At 64.5% G+C, this 17,450-nt stretch carries 19 protein-coding genes and 3 tRNA genes; 16 read left to right on the top strand and 6 right to left on the bottom strand.

Annotated elements, in window-relative coordinates; genetic code table 11:
• From C7H85_RS10555 to nadA, 4 genes are all read left to right on the top strand, one after another.
• Window positions 1–76: transfer RNA gene (locus C7H85_RS10555), tRNA-Lys, on the top strand.
• Between the two features lie 7 nt (window positions 77–83).
• Window positions 84–159, top strand: a tRNA-Val gene (locus tag C7H85_RS10550).
• Between the two features lie 22 nt (window positions 160–181).
• Window positions 182–257 (top strand) — tRNA-Lys (locus tag C7H85_RS10545).
• Window positions 258–395: 138 nt separating this feature from the next.
• A complete protein-coding gene (gene nadA, locus C7H85_RS10540) occupies window positions 396–1,457 on the top strand; it encodes a quinolinate synthase NadA (protein ID WP_106729662.1) in 1,062 nt (353 codons plus the stop codon).
• Window positions 1,458–1,528: 71 nt separating this feature from the next.
• Here the strand turns inward: nadA and C7H85_RS10535 are convergent, their stop codons facing one another.
• The 6 genes from C7H85_RS10535 to C7H85_RS10510 form a co-directional block, all read right to left on the bottom strand.
• On the bottom strand, window positions 1,529–1,885 hold the full coding sequence (locus tag C7H85_RS10535) for a YgiW/YdeI family stress tolerance OB fold protein (protein WP_106729661.1): 357 nt from the start codon (window positions 1,883–1,885) through the stop codon (window positions 1,529–1,531).
• 58 nt (window positions 1,886–1,943) lie between these two features.
• Complete coding sequence (locus C7H85_RS10530) at window positions 1,944–3,248, bottom strand: ATP-binding protein (RefSeq protein ID WP_106729660.1); 1,305 nt, start codon at window positions 3,246–3,248, stop codon at window positions 1,944–1,946.
• Entirely contained in the window at window positions 3,245–3,901 is a 657-nt protein-coding gene (locus tag C7H85_RS10525) for a response regulator (RefSeq protein WP_106729659.1), read from the bottom strand. Before C7H85_RS10525 ends, C7H85_RS10530 begins: the two co-directional genes overlap by 4 nt.
• Window positions 3,902–3,906: 5 nt before the next feature.
• A complete protein-coding gene (locus C7H85_RS10520; RefSeq protein WP_106729658.1) occupies window positions 3,907–4,749 on the bottom strand; it encodes a D-hexose-6-phosphate mutarotase in 843 nt (280 codons plus the stop codon).
• Window positions 4,750–4,826: 77 nt separating this feature from the next.
• Window positions 4,827–5,822 carry a glyceraldehyde-3-phosphate dehydrogenase gene (gapA, locus tag C7H85_RS10515; protein WP_106729657.1) on the bottom strand — a complete coding sequence of 332 codons (996 nt, stop codon included), beginning with the start codon at window positions 5,820–5,822 and terminating at the stop codon, window positions 4,827–4,829.
• 257 nt (window positions 5,823–6,079) lie between these two features.
• Window positions 6,080–6,829 carry a DUF2989 domain-containing protein gene (locus tag C7H85_RS10510; RefSeq protein ID WP_158260079.1) on the bottom strand — a complete coding sequence of 250 codons (750 nt, stop codon included), beginning with the start codon at window positions 6,827–6,829 and terminating at the stop codon, window positions 6,080–6,082.
• Window positions 6,830–7,019: 190 nt separating this feature from the next.
• Between C7H85_RS10510 and C7H85_RS10505 the strand changes: the two genes are divergently transcribed.
• The 12 genes from C7H85_RS10505 (at window position 7,020) to C7H85_RS10450 (ending at window position 17,450) form a co-directional block, all read left to right on the top strand.
• Window positions 7,020–8,456 carry a glyceraldehyde-3-phosphate dehydrogenase gene (locus tag C7H85_RS10505; protein ID WP_106729655.1) on the top strand — a complete coding sequence of 479 codons (1,437 nt, stop codon included), beginning with the start codon at window positions 7,020–7,022 and terminating at the stop codon, window positions 8,454–8,456.
• An 88-nt stretch (window positions 8,457–8,544) separates the two neighbouring features.
• Window positions 8,545–8,823: a YeaC family protein gene (locus tag C7H85_RS10500; protein ID WP_106729654.1), complete on the top strand. Its 279-nt coding sequence runs from the start codon at window positions 8,545–8,547 to the stop codon at window positions 8,821–8,823.
• A 151-nt stretch (window positions 8,824–8,974) separates the two neighbouring features.
• Window positions 8,975–9,928, top strand: a complete 954-nt coding sequence (locus C7H85_RS10495; RefSeq protein WP_106729653.1) for a YbgA family protein — start codon at window positions 8,975–8,977, stop codon at window positions 9,926–9,928.
• Window positions 9,918–10,763 carry a MerR family transcriptional regulator gene (locus C7H85_RS10490; RefSeq protein WP_106729652.1) on the top strand — a complete coding sequence of 282 codons (846 nt, stop codon included), beginning with the start codon at window positions 9,918–9,920 and terminating at the stop codon, window positions 10,761–10,763. Before C7H85_RS10495 ends, C7H85_RS10490 begins: the two co-directional genes overlap by 11 nt.
• Window positions 10,735–12,144, top strand: a complete 1,410-nt coding sequence (phrB, locus tag C7H85_RS10485) for a deoxyribodipyrimidine photo-lyase (protein WP_106729683.1) — start codon at window positions 10,735–10,737, stop codon at window positions 12,142–12,144. The genes C7H85_RS10490 and phrB overlap by 29 nt, the downstream gene beginning before the upstream one ends.
• Window positions 12,141–12,563, top strand: a complete 423-nt coding sequence (locus C7H85_RS10480) for a nuclear transport factor 2 family protein (RefSeq protein WP_106729651.1) — start codon at window positions 12,141–12,143, stop codon at window positions 12,561–12,563. The genes phrB and C7H85_RS10480 overlap by 4 nt, the downstream gene beginning before the upstream one ends.
• A complete protein-coding gene (locus C7H85_RS10475) occupies window positions 12,560–13,288 on the top strand; it encodes an SDR family NAD(P)-dependent oxidoreductase (RefSeq protein WP_106729650.1) in 729 nt (242 codons plus the stop codon). Before C7H85_RS10480 ends, C7H85_RS10475 begins: the two co-directional genes overlap by 4 nt.
• Window positions 13,285–14,532, top strand: a complete 1,248-nt coding sequence (locus C7H85_RS10470) for an NAD(P)/FAD-dependent oxidoreductase (RefSeq protein ID WP_106729649.1) — start codon at window positions 13,285–13,287, stop codon at window positions 14,530–14,532. The genes C7H85_RS10475 and C7H85_RS10470 overlap by 4 nt, the downstream gene beginning before the upstream one ends.
• Window positions 14,529–15,248 carry a DUF1365 domain-containing protein gene (locus C7H85_RS10465; protein WP_106729648.1) on the top strand — a complete coding sequence of 240 codons (720 nt, stop codon included), beginning with the start codon at window positions 14,529–14,531 and terminating at the stop codon, window positions 15,246–15,248. Before C7H85_RS10470 ends, C7H85_RS10465 begins: the two co-directional genes overlap by 4 nt.
• A gap of 11 nt (window positions 15,249–15,259) precedes the next feature.
• Window positions 15,260–16,513 carry an SAM-dependent methyltransferase gene (locus C7H85_RS10460; RefSeq protein WP_106729647.1) on the top strand — a complete coding sequence of 418 codons (1,254 nt, stop codon included), beginning with the start codon at window positions 15,260–15,262 and terminating at the stop codon, window positions 16,511–16,513.
• Window positions 16,483–16,965 (top strand): DUF2878 domain-containing protein, encoded by a 483-nt coding sequence (locus C7H85_RS10455; protein ID WP_106729646.1) that lies wholly within the window; start codon window positions 16,483–16,485, stop codon window positions 16,963–16,965. The genes C7H85_RS10460 and C7H85_RS10455 overlap by 31 nt, the downstream gene beginning before the upstream one ends.
• A 2-nt stretch (window positions 16,966–16,967) precedes the next feature.
• The gene (locus tag C7H85_RS10450) at window positions 16,968–17,450 is read left to right on the top strand and encodes a chalcone isomerase family protein (protein ID WP_106729645.1); all 483 of its coding nucleotides are present in this window, start codon (window positions 16,968–16,970) and stop codon (window positions 17,448–17,450) included.

Below are 17,450 nucleotides of genomic sequence, written 5' to 3'. Positions count from 1 at the left end.
GGGTCGTTAGCTCAGTTGGTAGAGCAGTTGACTTTTAATCAATTGGTCGCAGGTTCGAATCCTGCACGACCCACCATATTCCCGGACGCTTAGCTCAGCCGGGAGAGCACCTCCCTTACAAGGAGGGGGTCACTGGTTCGATCCCAGTAGCGTCCACCATCTTTATCATCCGTCCAGATACGGGTCGTTAGCTCAGTTGGTAGAGCAGTTGACTTTTAATCAATTGGTCGCAGGTTCGAATCCTGCACGACCCACCATTTTCCCTCCGCTGTTATCTCCCTGTAAATACCGTATTTTTGTGACTGTTTTATTGCCGTCTATTTGGGTTAAGGCGCGGTCGGCGTTATAATGCCCCGCTATTGTAGCTATCTGGATGGAGCAATTGGGACCCGGTCATGACTGAAGCTGTCGATATTATCGAGTTTGACTACCCCTTTCCCGCCAAGCCGGCCCCGCTGAGCGCGGACCAGCAGCAGGCGCTGAAAGACGAGATCAAGGCATTACTGCACGCCCGTAACGCGGTGCTGGTAGCCCATTACTACACGGATCCGGAAATCCAGGCCCTGGCGGAAGAAACCGGTGGCTGCGTGTCCGATTCGCTGGAGATGGCACGCTTCGGTAAGCATCACGATGCCGATACCCTTATCGTGGCCGGAGTTCGTTTCATGGGCGAAACCGCCAAGATCCTGAGCCCGGAAAAAACCGTGCTGATGCCGACGCTGGAAGCGGAATGCTCCCTCGACCTGGGTTGCCCGATTGAGGAGTTCACCGCCTTCTGCGATGCCCATCCGGATCACACAGTCGTGGTCTACGCCAATACCTCGGCGGCGGTCAAAGCCCGCGCCGACTGGGTGGTGACCTCCAGCATCGCGCTCGAGATCGTCGAACACCTTGACAGCGAAGGCCACAAGATCATCTGGGCCCCGGACCGGCACCTGGGAGCCTACATCGAGAAACAGACCGGTGCTTCCATGCTGCGCTGGCAGGGCGCCTGCATCGTGCACGACGAGTTTCGCGCCAAGGCGCTGAAAGAGCTGAAGGCGCAAAATCCGGATGCGGCGGTGCTGGTCCACCCGGAATCGCCGGCCTCGGTGATCGAGCTGGCAGACGCGGTGGGCTCCACCAGCCAGTTGATCACGGCGGCCCGGACCCTGCCCCAGCAGAAGCTGATCGTGGCCACCGACAAGGGCATCTTCTACAAGATGCAGCAGGCCTGCCCCGACAAGGAAATGGTGGAAGCCCCCACCGGCGGCAACGGCGCTACCTGCCGCAGCTGCGCCCACTGTCCCTGGATGGCGATGAACGGCCTGGTGGCGATCCGCGACGCCCTGCGCGACGGCGGCGCCAGCCATGAAATCCAGGTGGATGAGGTGACCCGGGTAAAGGCGATGCTCCCGCTCGAGCGAATGCTGAGCTTTGCCGAACAGCTGAAGCTCAAGGTCAAGGGCAACGCCTGATCCGCTGCGCTGGCGGCCAGAAAAAATAAAAAGCCGGAAGCCATGCTTCCGGCTTTTTTTATCTGACGATCTTACTGGGCCAGCTCGATACGCTCGACGTCCAGCTCGGTTTCGTTCCAGTCCTTGTCGAGTTCGCCCCAGAGGGTCAGGCGGGTTTCCGGGGTGGCTTCGATGCCACGCCAGTCCTCGTTGTCGATTTCCACCGTCATGGTGCCGCTGTCATCCTGAAAGCGGTATTTTTCATCGCCGAGGGACTCGGTGATCAGCCCGGTCAGCCGGACCTGGCTGTCGTCACCCAGCTCCAGAGCCTGAGCCACGGTGACCTGCTCGGTGCGATCCGGACCCTTGAAACCGCCATGCTGGTCGGCGAAGGCGGTACCGGTGAAGGCGGTCAGGGCGATGGCGGCGGCGGTGATGGTCTTTTTCATGTTGTTGCTCCCGTGTGGTTGATGGCTGTTATCTTAGCCGGCAAAGCTTAACTTAACCTTAAGACGGCAGCCGCAACTGGACCCGGAGTCCGGGGCGGCCATCTCCCCGCGCCAGAAAGTACAACAGGCCCCGGTGGGCCTGGGCAATTTGCTGGCAGATGGCCAGCCCCAGCCCCAGTCCCTGGCTCTTGCTGTCCAGGCGGGTACTGCCCCCGGCCATCCGTTGCCGCAGCCCGGCGTCGATGCCGGGGCCGTCGTCGATGACTTCCAGCAGCGACCATCCGTGCTCTTCACGGAGCATCACCTCGATACGGGTGCCGGCGGGGCAATGGCGCAGGGCATTGCCGAGCAGGTTTTCCAGCAGGATGGTGAGCAAGGTGGGCTCGCCCCTGACCTGGAGCGGAACCAGGGTCGCGTCCAGCCGGCAGCCGGCCAGCTCGGCGCGAGCGCGAAAACGTGCCAGCACCGGCGTGAACAGCGGCTCCAGCTCGAGCGGGCTGAACCGGTGCTGCCATCGGCCCTGATCCAGCCGGGCCAGGGTCAGCAGTTGTTCGATCACCCGGGCGATGCGGTCGATTTCCGCCTTGACCGCCGGCAGATCCGGCTCGCCGGAGGCGAGTTCCAGCTTGAGGGTGGTGAGCGGGGTTCTGAGCTCGTGGGCCACGTCGCTGGCGAAGCGCCGCTCCCGGCCCAGCACCTCGTTGACGTCGCCGATCAACTGGTTGAGGCTGTGGCCCAGGGTGACGATCTCCCGGGCCGGGCCGCGGATCTCGAGCGGGGTCAGCGCATCGGCCGAACGGGTTTCCAGCTGCCTGACCAGCCGGGACAGTGGCCACAGCATCAGTCCCATCAGCGCGGCCAGCAGCAGCAGGTTGATGCCGCTGCCGATCAGTGCCGGGGTGATGATGTCCTCCACTATGTCTTCCTGCAGCTCGCGATGCAAATCGTCGCGGCGCAGCAACTGCACCACGATATGCGCCTGTTGCTGCTGATGGCCGAACCAGTGGTGGCCGTCAAACTCCAGCGTCAGGGCCTCGTCGCCGAGCGAGGCGGGGAGCTCGTCGTAGCCCAGGTTGCTGAGCACGGCCCGGCGCTGCAGATCGATCACATTGACCAGCAGGGTTTCCTCGTCATCGGCTTCAAAAGTGTCTCGCAACAGCCGTTCCAGCCGGGCATCGGACACCTCGCCCTGGCCGGCGGCCAGCACTCGGGCCAGCATGCGGCCCTGTTTTTCCAGATCCTCGTCGATCAGCTCGCGGAACTCCGCCTCGGCGATACGGTAGGTGCTGATGATCCCCAGGCCGGTGCTGAGCAGGGTGCTGACGGCCAGCAGCAGGGCCAGGTGGGTCAGGCGGAAGCTCATAGGGCCACCAGCCGGTAACCCTGGCCGCGTATGGTCAGGATACGATCCTTGCCCAGTTGCCGGCGCAGGGCGTGGATATGGACTTCCAGGGTATTGGAGTCGGCCCCGTTGCCCATGCCGTAGAGCTGCTGGGTCAGGCGCTCCCGGCTGACGGTCTGGCCCCTGGCCATGGCCAGCACCCGGAGCAGTTGCTGCTCCTTGGGCGGTAGGGTCAGCGGCCGGTCATGCAGCATAAACTGCTGGCTGTCCGGATAAAAGCTGAGCGCGCCCAGGTGGATCACCGGGCTGGCCTGTCCGGCCTGGCGGCGTAGCAGCACGCGGATCCGCGCCAGCAGCTCGTCGGGCTCGAAGGGCTTGACCAGGTAGTCGTCGGCGCCGGTATCCAGCCCCTGGACCCGGTCATCCAGCTGATCCCGGGCCGAGAGGATCAGCACCGGCAGCTCATGGCCCTGGCTGCGCAGCTGTTGCAGCCAGCCCAGGCCATCGCCGTCGGGCAGGCCGAGATCGAGCAGGATCAGCTCGATTTCGGCGGCGGCGAAGTGGGCCCTGGCCGCCGCCAGCTGGCGTACCCATTCCACCCGGTAGTGGGCTTTCAGCAGTTTGACCAGGGCGTTGCCGAGCGCGAGATCGTCTTCAACCAGCAGCAGGTACATGGTGCTCAGCTCCGGCCGGGGGCATCGAGGTGGCAGCGAAATCCCAGCCGCTGGCTGCCGCCGGGCGCCAGCGCGGGCGCCCGGAGCAGGGCTGTTTCGATGCAGACGAAGCCGGCGGGGGCGCTGATGTCGGCCGGCAGTTCATGTTCGCCCGGGTTCCACAGCACCAAGCTGTCATGCCGCTCATGCTGGAGCTGCAGCAGGCGGTCGTCACAGTGCAGCTGGGTGAGCGGTTGCGGGCGGGTATAGATACGATCGAAGGGGGCCCTGGGCCGTTCATCTTGGTCTCCGGCCACTCCGGTGCCGCCGAGGCTGTCGTGATAGTCCGGCCCCAGTCCTTCGATGCGGCAGCGATCAACATGGGGAACGGCAAAGTAACTGTGCAGGGCCGCCTGCAGGGGCAGGGGAGCGGGGCCGAGGTTGGTGGTGCACAGGCTGACCTCGAGCGCCGCACCGATCCGCAGCTCGAGCTCCAGGCGGGCCTGCTCATGGTGCAGGCTGAGCCGGAGCCGGGTGCCGTCATCCGTTTCCTGCACCGATGCCAGTTGCCACTGGCCGAGCCGGGCCACCCCATGTTGGGGCAGGCCGGGCGTCCCCTTGCCGAACCAGGGCCAGCAGATGGGAATGCCGCCACGGATGGCCTTGCTGCCGTCGAGGACGGCGGTATCGCTCAACCACAACACCGGCGCCTGGCCATGGGGCCGGTATTGCAGCAGCTGGCCGCCGAACAGGCTGAGCAGGGCGCTGGCATGGGCGTTGTCGACCCGGACAAAGGTCAGGCCGGCGTCGTTGCGTAACAGCCGGCTGTGTGCCGACAGGGATTCTAATGGCGTAAGCGACGAGGACATAAAGGGATTCCGTGGCGGTAAACAGAAAAAGCGGCCCGGGGGCCGCTTTTCATATTAACGGGTTATATCCCCAAATGTTACTTGGAGATATGGGCGATCAGGTCCAGCACCTTGTTGGAGTAGCCGATCTCGTTGTCGTACCAGGACACCAGCTTGACGAAGTTGTCGTTCAGGGCGATACCGGCCTTGGCGTCGAACACGGAAGTGCACACTTCGCCGACGAAGTCGTTGGAGACCACTTCGTCTTCGGTGTAGGCCAGGATGCCTTTCAGCTCGCCTTCGGCGGCGGCCTTGATGGCGGCGCAGATATCGGCGTAGGAAGCGGATTTCTCCAGGCGCACGGTCAGGTCAACCACGGACACGTCCGGCGTCGGTACGCGGAACGCCATGCCGGTCAGCTTGCCGTTCAGCTCGGGAATGACCTTGCCCACGGCCTTGGCGGCACCGGTGGAAGACGGAATGATGTTCTGGCTGGCGCCGCGGCCGCCGCGCCAGTCCTTGGCGGAGGGGCCGTCAACGGTTTTCTGGGTGGCGGTGGTGGCATGCACCGTGGTCATCAGGCCTTCCACGATACCGAACTTGTCGTTGATGACCTTGGCCAGCGGGGCCAGGCAGTTGGTGGTGCAGGAGGCGTTGGACACGACGTCCTGGCCGGCATAGGCGGCGTGGTTGACGCCCATCACGAACATGGGGGTATCGTCCTTGGACGGACCGGTCAGTACCACTTTCTTGGCACCGGCCTGGATGTGCTTGCGCGCGGTGTCGTCGGTCAGGAAGAGACCGGTGGCTTCGGCTACTACATCCACGCCCGCTTCATCCCATTTCAGGGCGGCGGGATCGCGCTCGGCGGTCACGCGGATGGCCTTGCCGTTGACGATCAACTGACCGCCTTCCACTGCCACGGTGCCCTTGAAACGGCCGTGGGTGGAATCGTACTTCAGCATATAGGCCATGTATTCCGGATCCAGCAGATCGTTGATAGCAACCACTTCGATGTCGTTGCGCTCGCACGCGGCGCGAAAAACGAAACGACCGATACGACCGAAACCGTTGATACCTACTTTGATAGTCATAAGTTCACCTGACTCTTAAGTTATGAAAAATTACGTTATGAAAAAATCTATTGGTTGTAAAATTACAAAAAAAAAAGAGTACGTCAACCTAAAACCACGGCGAATTTGTGCCGCGTCATGATTTAGTGAAATTTTATTTCGTTTTTGTCGGTATATTTCGACGGTCGGCGCCGGGCCCCGACCGGGCTGGGGATGTGGGTCGCATGAGCATCGGCTGACGGCGGTACCTGATCCAGTATAGAAGTGAATCGGTGCTTCTATCGTTGGATATAACTCCCGTTTTTCAGTCTTGTTACCAGATTGTCTGCCTGTTGCTGCATCTGGCGCTGCTGCTCGGGGGAAAAGCGCACGTAGGAGTCCATGCGCTCCCAGTCGACGCCGCGCTGCTCGGTCAACTGGGCCAGTACCCTGGTCCAGATCCAGGCGTCTTCATAGCGCCGTTCGCCGATCTGCAGGTTGATCAGGTTGGCGATGATGGCGGTGTCGATGTCCTGCCTGGCCTGGTAGAGGCCCAGCGCCCGGTGCAACGCCTGTTCGGCGGCTTTCTTGTCTCTGGGGGCCAGCAGCTCGGCCAGGGCTTTCAGCAGCTCGGGCTGCTGCATGGCCGGGCTGTCAGCCTGGGCGATAAAGCGGGAGCGGGCCTGGCGGTCGCCATGATGCCGCCAGTGCCACAGCTGCAGATAGGGGGAGTCAGAAGCGCGGGTCTGCTGCTCCAGCGCGGCCAGTTCTTCCCGCACCAGCACGATGGCTTCCACCTTGTCGTTCTTTCTTTCCTGGCGGTCTGTGTATTCGATGTCGAGCAGGGGGTCCAGGCAATCATGATAGGTTTCCAGCTCCGTCATCAGGACGTAACGATTCGCATCGCTCGGGGCTTCCTGCTGCTGGTAGCGAGCCCGGATCAGGTTGCTGCGTTCGAACCGGCACCAGCCGTCCTCGTGCAGGTTGGCGCATAGCCGGGGGTAGCTTTCACAGATAGCCCTAATGCGATCCCGCTCACAGCCTGTCAAGAAAACCGCGGTCGCAACAATAATAAGCGTCAATTTTGTATTCATTCGAAGCCCTCACAGCCTGGCCTTGGTCTGGTAATCATACCCCCTATCCACTAAAATGGGCGCGCTTAAAAAAGCAAAGTGCGGCATGATTTTCCTGCCCGCCCCAATACTAATGACGGTTACGTGAAATAAAAGGATCTGGTCGATGACCCACGAGAGTTACCTGTCCGCCTGGCAGCAGAGCCAGGAGCTGGCGGAGTCCATGCAACCCCTTATCGGCAAGCTGTACCGCAACCAGGGAATCGAAACCTGTGTCTACGGTCGCCCGCTGCTGAATGCGTCCACCATCGATATCCTCAAGGCTCACCGGGTGGTACGCCGCCACGAAGGTCAGGTGTTGCCGGTGGCGCAGAGCTACCCCGTGCTCAAGGCCATCAGCGAGCTGCAACTGGCACCGGCCAGCATCGATCTGGGCAAGCTGGCGGTACGCTACTGGAAAACCCACCAGGATGAATCCGGCCTGGCCGATTTCCTGCGGAGCGAGCTGGCACCGGCCCTGGCCGCCGGCCCGCAGCACCAGACCACCGATGTGGTGCTGTACGGCTTTGGCCGTATCGGCCGCCTACTGGCCCGACTGCTTATCGAGCGCGCCGGCAACAGCAACGGCCTGCGCCTGCGAGGCATCGTGGTGCGCGGCTCCGCGGACGACCTGGAAAAGCGGGCCAGCCTGCTGCGTCGCGATTCCGTGCATGGTCCTTTTAACGGCTCCATCGAAGTGGACGCCGAAAACAACGCCATCATCGCCAATGGCACCTACATCCAGGTGATTTACGCCAACAGCCCGGAAGATATCGATTACACCCAGTACGGCATCGATAATGCGCTGGTGGTCGACAACACCGGCAAATGGCGTGATGAAGCCGGCCTGGGCCTGCACCTCAAGGCCAGGGGGGCCGCCAAGGTGCTGCTGACCGCGCCGGGCAAGGGCGACATCAAGAACATCGTGTTCGGGGTCAACGACCACATGATCCTGCCGGAAGATCGGATCATGTCCGCCGCGTCCTGTACCACCAACGCCATTACCCCGGTACTGAAGGCGGTGCACGATGTCTACGGCGTGAAGAATGGTCACGTGGAAACCGTGCATTCCTATACCAACGACCAGAATCTGATCGACAACTACCACAAAGGCGATCGTCGTGGTCGCAGTGCCGCCCTGAACATGGTACTGACCAGCACCGGTGCCGCTTCTGCGGTGGCCAAGGCGCTGCCCGAGCTGAAAGGCAAGCTGACCGGCAACTCCATCCGGGTGCCGACACCCAACGTGTCGATGGCGGTAATCAACCTGAACCTGGACAAGGCCACCACGGTTGAAGAGCTGAACGATTATCTGCGCCAGGTCGCCCTGGATTCGCCGCTGCATAATCAAATCGACTTCAGCACCAGCAGCGAGCTGGTGTCCACCGACATGGTCGGCTCCCGTTTCGCCGGGATCGTCGATTCGCTGGCCACCATCGTCGACGGCGATCGCGCCGTGCTCTATGTATGGTACGACAACGAGTTCGGCTACAGCTGCCAGGTCGTGCGCGTGATGCAGAAGATGGCCGGCATCGAACTGATGGATCTGCCGGCTCGCGGCTGAGCGCCGGGGGGTTATCAAGGGGTGGCAGCGGCTGCCCCTTTTGTGTTTGTGGTGGTACAGTAAGGCCGCCAATACAGGAGGAAATGCCATGTCATCATTTCAGCAGGCCATCGCCAACATGCCGAAGGAGGTCTACGAGCGGCTGAAAACCGCGGTGGAGCTGGGCAAGTGGCCCGACGGGGCGGCCTTGACCCCGGAGCAGAAGGAAACCACCATGCAGGCGGTGCTGGCCTGGCAGGCGATGCACAACGACAACCGCGAGCACATGACCATCGGCAAGGGCGGTGAACTGGTGATGAAGAGCAAGTCCGAGCTGCGCCGCCAGTTCCGTGACGAAGCCGAGATCGCCCGCCAGAAGCTGAACTGAGTCCCACTCCCTTCCCTACCCCGCAAACCCGAGCCTGGCTCGGGTTTTTTGTGTGCCCTGTTCGGCGGCGGAGATATTTTTATTGTACAACCTTGATCATCTTGTATAACTAAGGCTATGGTATAGCCATGGTTGTACAAGGTGGTGATATATGTACAAGTTTGATCCGGCCGTCATCCGTATCGGCATCAGCAGCTGCCTGCTGGGACAGCGGGTCCGCTTCGACGGCGGCCATAAAAGATCCGATTTCTGCAGCGAACTACTGGCGAAATTCGTGGAGTTTGTACCCTTGTGCCCGGAGATGGCGATCGGCCTGGGCGCCCCGCGGCCGAGCATCCGCCTGCTCAACCGCGACGGCATCATCCTGGCCCAGAGCGCCGGCGGCGAGGATCTGACCGCGCCGCTGCGCGACTATGGCCGGCAGATGGCGGCCCGGCTCGAGGGGCTGAGCGGCTATATCCTCTGTGCCAAATCACCCAGCTGTGGCATGGAGCGGGTGCGGGTGTACCACCAGAGCGGCAAGGGCAACGCCAAGGAAGGCACCGGCATCTATGCCGCCGAGCTGATGCGGGCGTTGCCGCTGCTGCCGTTCGAGGAAGATGGCCGGCTCAATGACCCCGTATTGCGCGAAAATTTCGTGACCCGGGTCTATGCCCTGCATGACTGGCAGACGCTGGTGCGGCGGGGCATCACCCCCTCCCGGTTGATCGCCTTTCACAGCCGTTACAAATACCTGCTGATGGCGCACCATGGCGACAGCTACCAGGCGCTGGGGCGGCTGTTGTCCGACTTGTCCCGGGAGGTGGAGCCAAAGGCGCAGATCTACATCCGCGGGCTGATGCAGGCGCTGTCCCGACGGGTTGGCCGCAGCGGCCACACCAATGTGCTGCAGCACCTGCAGGGGTACTTCAAGCGCCAGCTCAGCGCCCGCCAGCGCCAGGAGCTGACCCGCACCATCCATCAGTACCGGGAGGGCATACTGCCGCTGCTGGCGCCCATTACCCTGTTTCGTCACTACCTGGAAGAACATCCCAACGACTACCTGCGCCGGCAGGTCTATCTCAACCCTCACCCGGAGGCATTGCGGCTGCGCTATGGCATCTGAACCCAAGTACCCCATTCGGGACGTTGCCAGGCTGACCGGCATCAACCCGGTTACCCTGCGCGCCTGGCAGCGCCGCTACGGCCTGCTGAAACCGGCCCGCACCGACAAGGGCCACCGGCTCTATTCCGAGGAGGATATCGCCCTGATCCGCCAGATCCTGCACTGGCTGGAGCAGGGCGTCAGCATCGGCCAGGTCAAGGGGCTGCTGGCCAATCCGGCGCCGGTGGTGGAGGGTTCCAACTGGGAGCAGGCGAGGGCGCGGCTGCTGGACGCGGCCCAGGCGCTCAATCTGGGCCGGCTGGAGGCCGAGTTGCTGGAGCTGGCCAGCCTTTATCCGGCGGAGCTGCTGCTGCGCCGGGTGATCGAACCCTGGCTGACGGAGCTGGTCCGGCTGGCGCGGCCGGATCGCCAGCTGATCGAGCAGAGCGCCAGGGCCTTGCTGTCCCGGCTCTGTGTCCAGTTGCTCAGCATCAAGACCGGCCCCCGCATCGCCCTGGCCCGGGTGGGGCAGGTCGGCGAGCTGCAGGCGGTGCTGACCCAGTTCGAGCTGCAGGGGCTGGAATGCCGCAGCCTCGATCTGGGGCTACTGGAACCGGCCCAGCTGCCGCTGGCGGCGGAGCGCCTGAAATGCGAGGCCCTGGTGGTGTTGCTGGGGGCGGGACTGACCCAGAGCTGGTTCAACGAGGCGGATCATCACTGGCCCGAGGTCTGCTTTTTTATCGGCGAGCTGGGTGTGATTTACCAGCGTCAGGGCTGGCTCAACCGACCCTTTGCGGTCACGGTCAGCGAGATTGCGAGGGGGCATGATGCGTCATTTGGTCTGGTTCAGAACTGATCTGCGGGTGGCCGACAACCCGGCCTTGTATGAAGCCATGGCCGGCGGTGCCCGGGTAGCGGCCATCTACATCGACTGCCCCGGCCAGTGGCGGCGGCACGGCAATGCCCCCATCCAGCGCGATTTCATCGCCCGTCACCTGTCGGCCCTGAGCGAGCGGCTGGCCCTGCTGGGGGTATCCCTGACGGTGCTCGAGGCCGACACCTTCGCCGAGGTGCCGGCGCTGCTGGCACAATGGGTGGCGCAACAGGGCATCGACGCGCTTTATGCCAACCGGGAAATCGGCATCAACGAACGCCGCCGCGACCGGGCGGTGCAGCAGGCGCTGGCCATTCCCTGTCGGGTATTCAACGGCGATTGCGTGGTCGACCATGGCAGCCTGACCACCCGCGGCGGCGACATGTTCAAGGTCTTCACTCCCTTTTCCAGGGCCTGGCTGGCCAGGGTGCGCGGCAGCGGCTACCGGCTGTTGCCCGTGCCTGCCGCCCAGGGAGCTCCGGTACCGGCCGGCACCACCATGCTGGAGGGCGAACGCCGGTGCAGCGCCGCCTGGCCGGCGGGGGAGGCGGCGGCCGGGCAACGGCTGGCGGCGTTCTGCGCGGCCCGCCTGGACGATTACGGCGAGCGGCGGGATTACCCGGCCGAGGCGGCCACCAGCAGCCTGTCGCCTTACCTGGCGTTGGGGGTACTGTCTCCCAACCAGTGCCTGGCGGCGATGGAAGCCGAACTGGGCCAGTTGCCGTTCAGCCGCGGCGAACGGGGCTTCAGCTGGCTGAACGAGCTGATATGGCGCGAGTTCTACCGCCACCTGCTGGTGGTGTTTCCGCGCTTGTCCATGCACCGGGCCTTCAAGCCGGAAACCGAGGCCCTGCAATGGAGCCGGGATGACGAACTGTTCCGGGCCTGGTGCGAGGGCAGGACCGGTTATCCGATCATCGATGCGGCCATGCGTTGCCTGCACCAGAGCGGGTGGATGCACAACCGGCTGCGGATGCTGGTGGCCAGCTTCCTGACCAAGGATCTGCATATCGACTGGCGCCGGGGCGAGGCCTGGTTCATGTCCCGGCTGATCGACGGCGAGCTGGCGGCCAACAACGGCGGCTGGCAGTGGGCGGCGGGCACCGGCGCCGACGCCGCCCCCTATTTCCGGGTGTTCAACCCCACCACCCAGAGCGAGCGGTTCGATCCGGACGGCGACTTTCTGCGCCGCTGGCTGCCGGAGCTGGCGGCGGTGCCCGCCGGTGCCATCCACGCCCCCCACGACTGGCTGGACAGGCATTGCCCGGGGCACGGCTATCCCCCGCCGGTGGTGGATCATGCCCGGGCCCGGCGGCATGCCATCGCCATGTTCGATGCCCTGAAAGACCGGGAGGCGGTATGAGCCCGGCACTGGCGGCCTTTTGCCGGCTGTACCAGGGGCTGTCGCCCGCCGGGCTCCAGGCTTTGCGCGAGGTCTATGCGCCCGATGTGCATTTTTGCGATCCGGCCCATGAGCTGCGGGGTGTTTCGGCCCTGCAGGCCTACTTCGAGGGGCTCTTTGCCCATGTCAGCCAGTGCCGCTTCGACATTGCCCAGGCGATGGAGCAGGACGGGGAAGCCTTTATCCGCTGGCAGATGCACCTTGTCCATCCCCGGCTGAACGGCGGAGCCGGGATCACGGTGCCCGGCGTCAGCCACCTGCGCTTTGACGGGCAGGTGTACTACCACCGGGACTACTTCGACCTCGGCAACCTGCTCTACGAACAACTGCCCGTGCTGGGCGGCGTGATCCGGGCCCTCAAACGGAGATTAAGTGCATGAAGCGAGTACTGATCACCGGCGCCAGCTCCGGCATCGGCCTGCGGCTGGCCCTGGATTACGCCGCCGACGGCTGGCAGGTGGTGGCCTGCGGACGCAACCGGGACAAGCTCGGACAGGCGCTGGCGGGCACCGGCTGCGAACTGTGCCTGTTCGACGTCCGGGACCGGGAACAGGCGCGGCAGGCCCTGGGCGAGCTGGCACCGCTGGATCTGGTGATCCTCAACGCCGGCAGCTGCGAGTATGTCGACGATGCCGCCGCCTTCGACGCGGCGCTGTTCGCCCGGGTGATCGACGCCAACCTGATCGGCGCCGCCAACTGCCTGGCTCCGCTGCTCCCGCGGATGAGCGCCGGCAGCCGGCTGGCCCTGGTCAGCTCCTCGGTCACCCTGTTGCCGCTCACCCGGGCCGAGGCCTACGGCGCCTCCAAGGCCGGGCTGGACTATCTGGCGCGAAGCCTGGCCATCGATCTGGCGCCGCGCCGCATCGCGGTCAGCCTGATCCGTCCCGGTTTCGTCGACACCCCGCTGACCCGGAAAAACGACTTTCCCATGCCCGGCCGGGTGCCGGTGGCCGAGGCCAGTCTGGCCATCCGCCGCGGCCTGGCGCGCGGCCGGGCCGAGATCGGCTTTCCCTCCGGCTTTATCTGGGTATTGCGCCTGCTGTCCTGGTTGCCCCGAGGGCTCTGGGCACGGCTGGCACCCACCGCGACAAGGAAACAGTCATGAGCAGAATAGCGGTGATCGGCAGTGGCATTTCCGGACTGACCTGCGCCTGGCTGTTGAGCCGGGAACACGAGGTCAGCCTGTTCGAAGCCAGCGACCGTCTCGGTGGCCACACCGCGACCGTGGATGTCACCCTGGACGGACGCCAGCACGCGGTGGATACCGGCTTTATCGTGTTCAACGACAGGACCTACCCCAGGTTCCAGGCCCTGCTGGCGCGTATCGGGGTGCGGGCCCGGCCCACCGAGATGAGCTTCAGCGTGCAGCAGGCGCAGAGCGGGCTGGAATACAACGGCCATACCCTGGTCACCCTTTTCGCCCAGCGGCGCAACCTGCTGAGTCCGCGTTTTTACGGTTTCCTGGCCGAGATAGTGCGCTTCAACCTGCTGTGCAAGCGGGTGCTGAAGGCCGGGCGGCTGAACGACCACGATACCCTGGGCCGGTTTTTGCGGCAGCACGGGTTTTCCGACTTCTTCGCCGGCCATTATGTGCTGCCGATGGTGGCGGCGATCTGGTCGTCGTCCCTGGCCGGCAGCCGCGACTTTCCGCTGGCGTTCTTCCTGCGTTTTTTCAACCATCATGGCCTGCTCAACCTGGTGGACCGGCCCCAGTGGTACGTGGTGGAGGGCGGCTCGCGCAGCTATATCCCGGCGCTGACCGCGCCGGTGCGGGATATCCGCCTGAACCGCCCGGTTGTCGGCATCGAGCGGGGCGGGCGCGGGGTGCGGGTGGACAGCCGGGCCGGGGCGGAATACTTCGACGAGGTGATCCTGGCCTGCCATTCGGATCAGGCGCTGCGCCTGCTGCGTGACGCCAGCGACGCCGAGCGCCAGGTGCTGGGCGGACTCGCCTACCGCGACAACGAGGTGGTGCTGCACACCGACCGTCGCCTGCTACCGAAGGAACCCCGGGCCTGGGCCAGCTGGAACTACTGGCTGGACGGGAACGAGGAGGCGCCGCCGGCGGTGACCTACAACATGAACATACTGCAGGGGCTGGAAACGGCAGCGCCCCTGTGCGTAACCCTGAACCGCGGCGAGGCCATCGATCCGGCCCGGGTGCTGCGCCGTTTCCACTACGCCCATCCGGTGTACAACCGGGATGCGATCACCGCCCAGGGGCGGCGGGAGGAGATCTGCGGCCGGCGCCATACCCATTTCTGCGGCGCCTACTGGTACAACGGTTTCCACGAGGACGGGGTGCGCAGCGCCCTCGATGTCTGTGCCCGGTTCGGGGTGGGCCTGTGAGCCTCAACAGCGCCATCTATACCGGCCAGGTGCGCCACCGGCGCTACGCCCCCCGCCGTCACCGGTTCAGCTACGGTCTTTACATGCTGGCGCTGGATCTGGACGAACTGGCGCCGCTCGCCCGGGAGAGCCGGCTGTTTGCCTGCGAGCGCTTCGCGCCGCTCAGCTTTTACCGCCGGGACTATCCGGGGGATCCGGCACAGCCGCTGAAGGCGGCGATCCTGGCCGAGGTGGCGCGGCTGGGCGGCAACGGCACCGGGCTCGACCGGGTGGTGATGCTCGGCCAGGTGCGTTGTTTCGGGCTCTATTTCAGCCCGGTGAATTTCTTTTTCTGCTACCGGGGCGGGCAGGCCCGCTACCTGCTGGCCGAGGTGCACAACACCCCTTGGAACGAACGCCACTGTTATCTGGTGGATCTGACGGCGAATGAGCCCACCGACAAGGTCTTTCATGTTTCCCCCTTCATGGGGCTGGACATGCAGTACCACTGGTGCATCCAGCCGCCCGGCCGGCGGGTACTGATCCATATCGAGAACCGCAACCCGGCGCTGTTGTTCGATGCCACCGTCGCGCTGCGGCGACGTCCGTTCGCGGCCGCGGCCCTGCAGGCGGCGCTGCTGCAGTGGCCGATGATGACGCTGACCATACTGCGCGGCATCTACTGGCAGGCGGTGCGGCTGTGGCTGAAACGCGTTCCCTATCATTCACATCCCTGAAGGAGGCCAAGATGGACACGACCCTGAGCATGGCAGAACCCCGCCGCCTGGAGCGCTGGGCCCGCTGCCTGGCCTTTTCCCTGCTGTCCGGGCTGAAGGAGGCGGGCCTGACGGTACTGGAAGGCACGGAGCGGTTCGAATTCGGTGAACGGGATGCCGAGCTGCAGGCCAGTATCCGGGTGTTCGAACCGCGCTTTTATCGGCAACTGATGACCGGGGGCAGCATAGGGGCGGCCGAGTCCTGGGTGGAGGGCGGTTGGCACAGCACTGATCTGACCTCGGTGATCCGGCTGTTCGCCCGCAATATCGAGGTGCTCGACCGGCTGGAACGCCGGCTGGGCTGGCTGACCCTCCCCTGGCACAGGTTGAGGCACCGCGGCAACCGCAACTCCAGGGCGGGCAGCCGGGCCAATATCGCCGCCCATTACGATCTGGGCAACGAGATGTACGCGCTGTTCCTGGATCCTCTGATGCAGTATTCCTCGGCGGTATTTCCGACCCCGGATGCCAGCCTGGAGCAGGCCCAGCAGCACAAGCTCAGGCTGATCTGCGAACGGCTGGAGCTGAGTGCCGACGATCACCTGCTGGAGATCGGCACCGGCTGGGGCGGCCTGGCCTGTTTTGCCGCCAAACATTATGGCTGCCGGGTCACCACCACCACCCTGTCCCGGGCCCAGCTGGAGCATGCGCGCCAGCGGGTCGAGCGGGAGGGGCTGGGCGAGCGGGTTACCCTGCTGCTGGAGGACTACCGCGACCTGCGCGGCCGCTTCGACAAGCTGGTGTCGGTGGAGATGATAGAGGCGGTGGGCCACGAGTACCTGCCGGTCTATTTCCAGTCCCTGAACCGGCTGCTCAGGCCCCGGGGGCGGATGCTGATCCAGGCCATCACCATCGCCGATCAGCGTTATGACCAGTACCGCAAGGGGGTGGATTTTATCCAGCGCTACATCTTCCCCGGCGGCTGCCTGCCGTCGGTGAGCGAGATGTGCCGGCACCTGAAAGAGCAGACCGACATGACCCTGACCCGGCTGCACGACCATGGCCTGCATTATGCCGAGACCCTGAGGATCTGGGCCGAGCGCTTCCACCGGGTCGAACCCACGCTGAGGGCCCTGGGTTACGGCCAGGATTTCCACCGGCTGTGGGCCTTTTACTTCGCCTACTGCGAAGGCGGTTTTCGCGAGGGCACCATCGGCCTGGTGCATTTCGAGGCGGCCAAGCCGGGAGCCAGGGCATGTCCCGATGGCAATGGACTCAGCTGCTAGCCTTCGAGGGCTTCTGGCTGCTGGCGGTGGCCGGGCAGAACCGCTGGGCCTGGCTGACGGCGCTGTTGCTGGCGGCGCACTTTTGGTTCAGCCCCAGCCGTGGTGCCGACGTGCGGGCGCTCTGGCTGGCGGTGCCGGGCCTGCTGACCGACGCGGCGCTGGCCTGGGCCGGGGTCTTTGTCTTCGGGCACTGGCCCCTGTGGCTGGCGTTGTTGTGGGCCGGCTTCGTGCTGACCCTGGGGCACAGTCTCGTCTGGCTGCGTCGGTTTTCGCCCTCGCTGATGGCGTTCACCGGGGCCCTGGCCGGGACCTCATCCTACCTCGCCGGCTGGCGCCTGGGCGCGGTGCAACTGCCGCTCGGCTGCTGGGTCAGCGCCGCCATTCTGGTGCCGGTCTGGGCGACGCTGCTGCCGCTGCTGGTAGGGCTGGATCGGCGTTTAAGGAGGGAATGACGATGAAGAAATGGCTGTCGATACTCTTTTTTCTGGCGGTGCCCGTCTGGGCCAGCCCGATGGCGGACCTGACCCTGGTGGGTGAAGGCGGGATGCGCTGGCTGTTCTGGGATCTTTACCATGCCCGGCTGTACAGTGACGACGGCCGCTACCGGCCCGGTGTTTTCCCCCAGGCCCTGGCCCTGCGTTATCAGCGGGACATTGAGCAGGCCGAGCTGTTGCGGGCGACCGTCGAGGAGTGGCGGCGGCTGGGGGTGGACTGGCGGCCCGAATGGCACCGGCAGCTGCGCCGCCTCTGGCCTTCGGTACGTAAGCAGGACGAACTGGTGCTGCGGGTGGAGGCGTCCGGGATCAGCCGCTTCTATTTCAACCGGCAACTGCTGGGCGAGATCGCCGACCCCGCTTTCGGCCCCGCCTTCCTGGCCATCTGGCTGTCGCCCGACAGCCGCGATCCGGCCCTCACCCGTCAACTGAAGGGGAACTGA

This window comes from Zobellella endophytica (genome assembly GCF_003012775.1).
In the GTDB taxonomy this organism is placed as follows: Bacteria; Pseudomonadota; Gammaproteobacteria; order Enterobacterales; family Aeromonadaceae; genus Oceanimonas; species Oceanimonas endophytica.
This window is presented reverse-complemented; position numbering and strand designations above follow the sequence as displayed.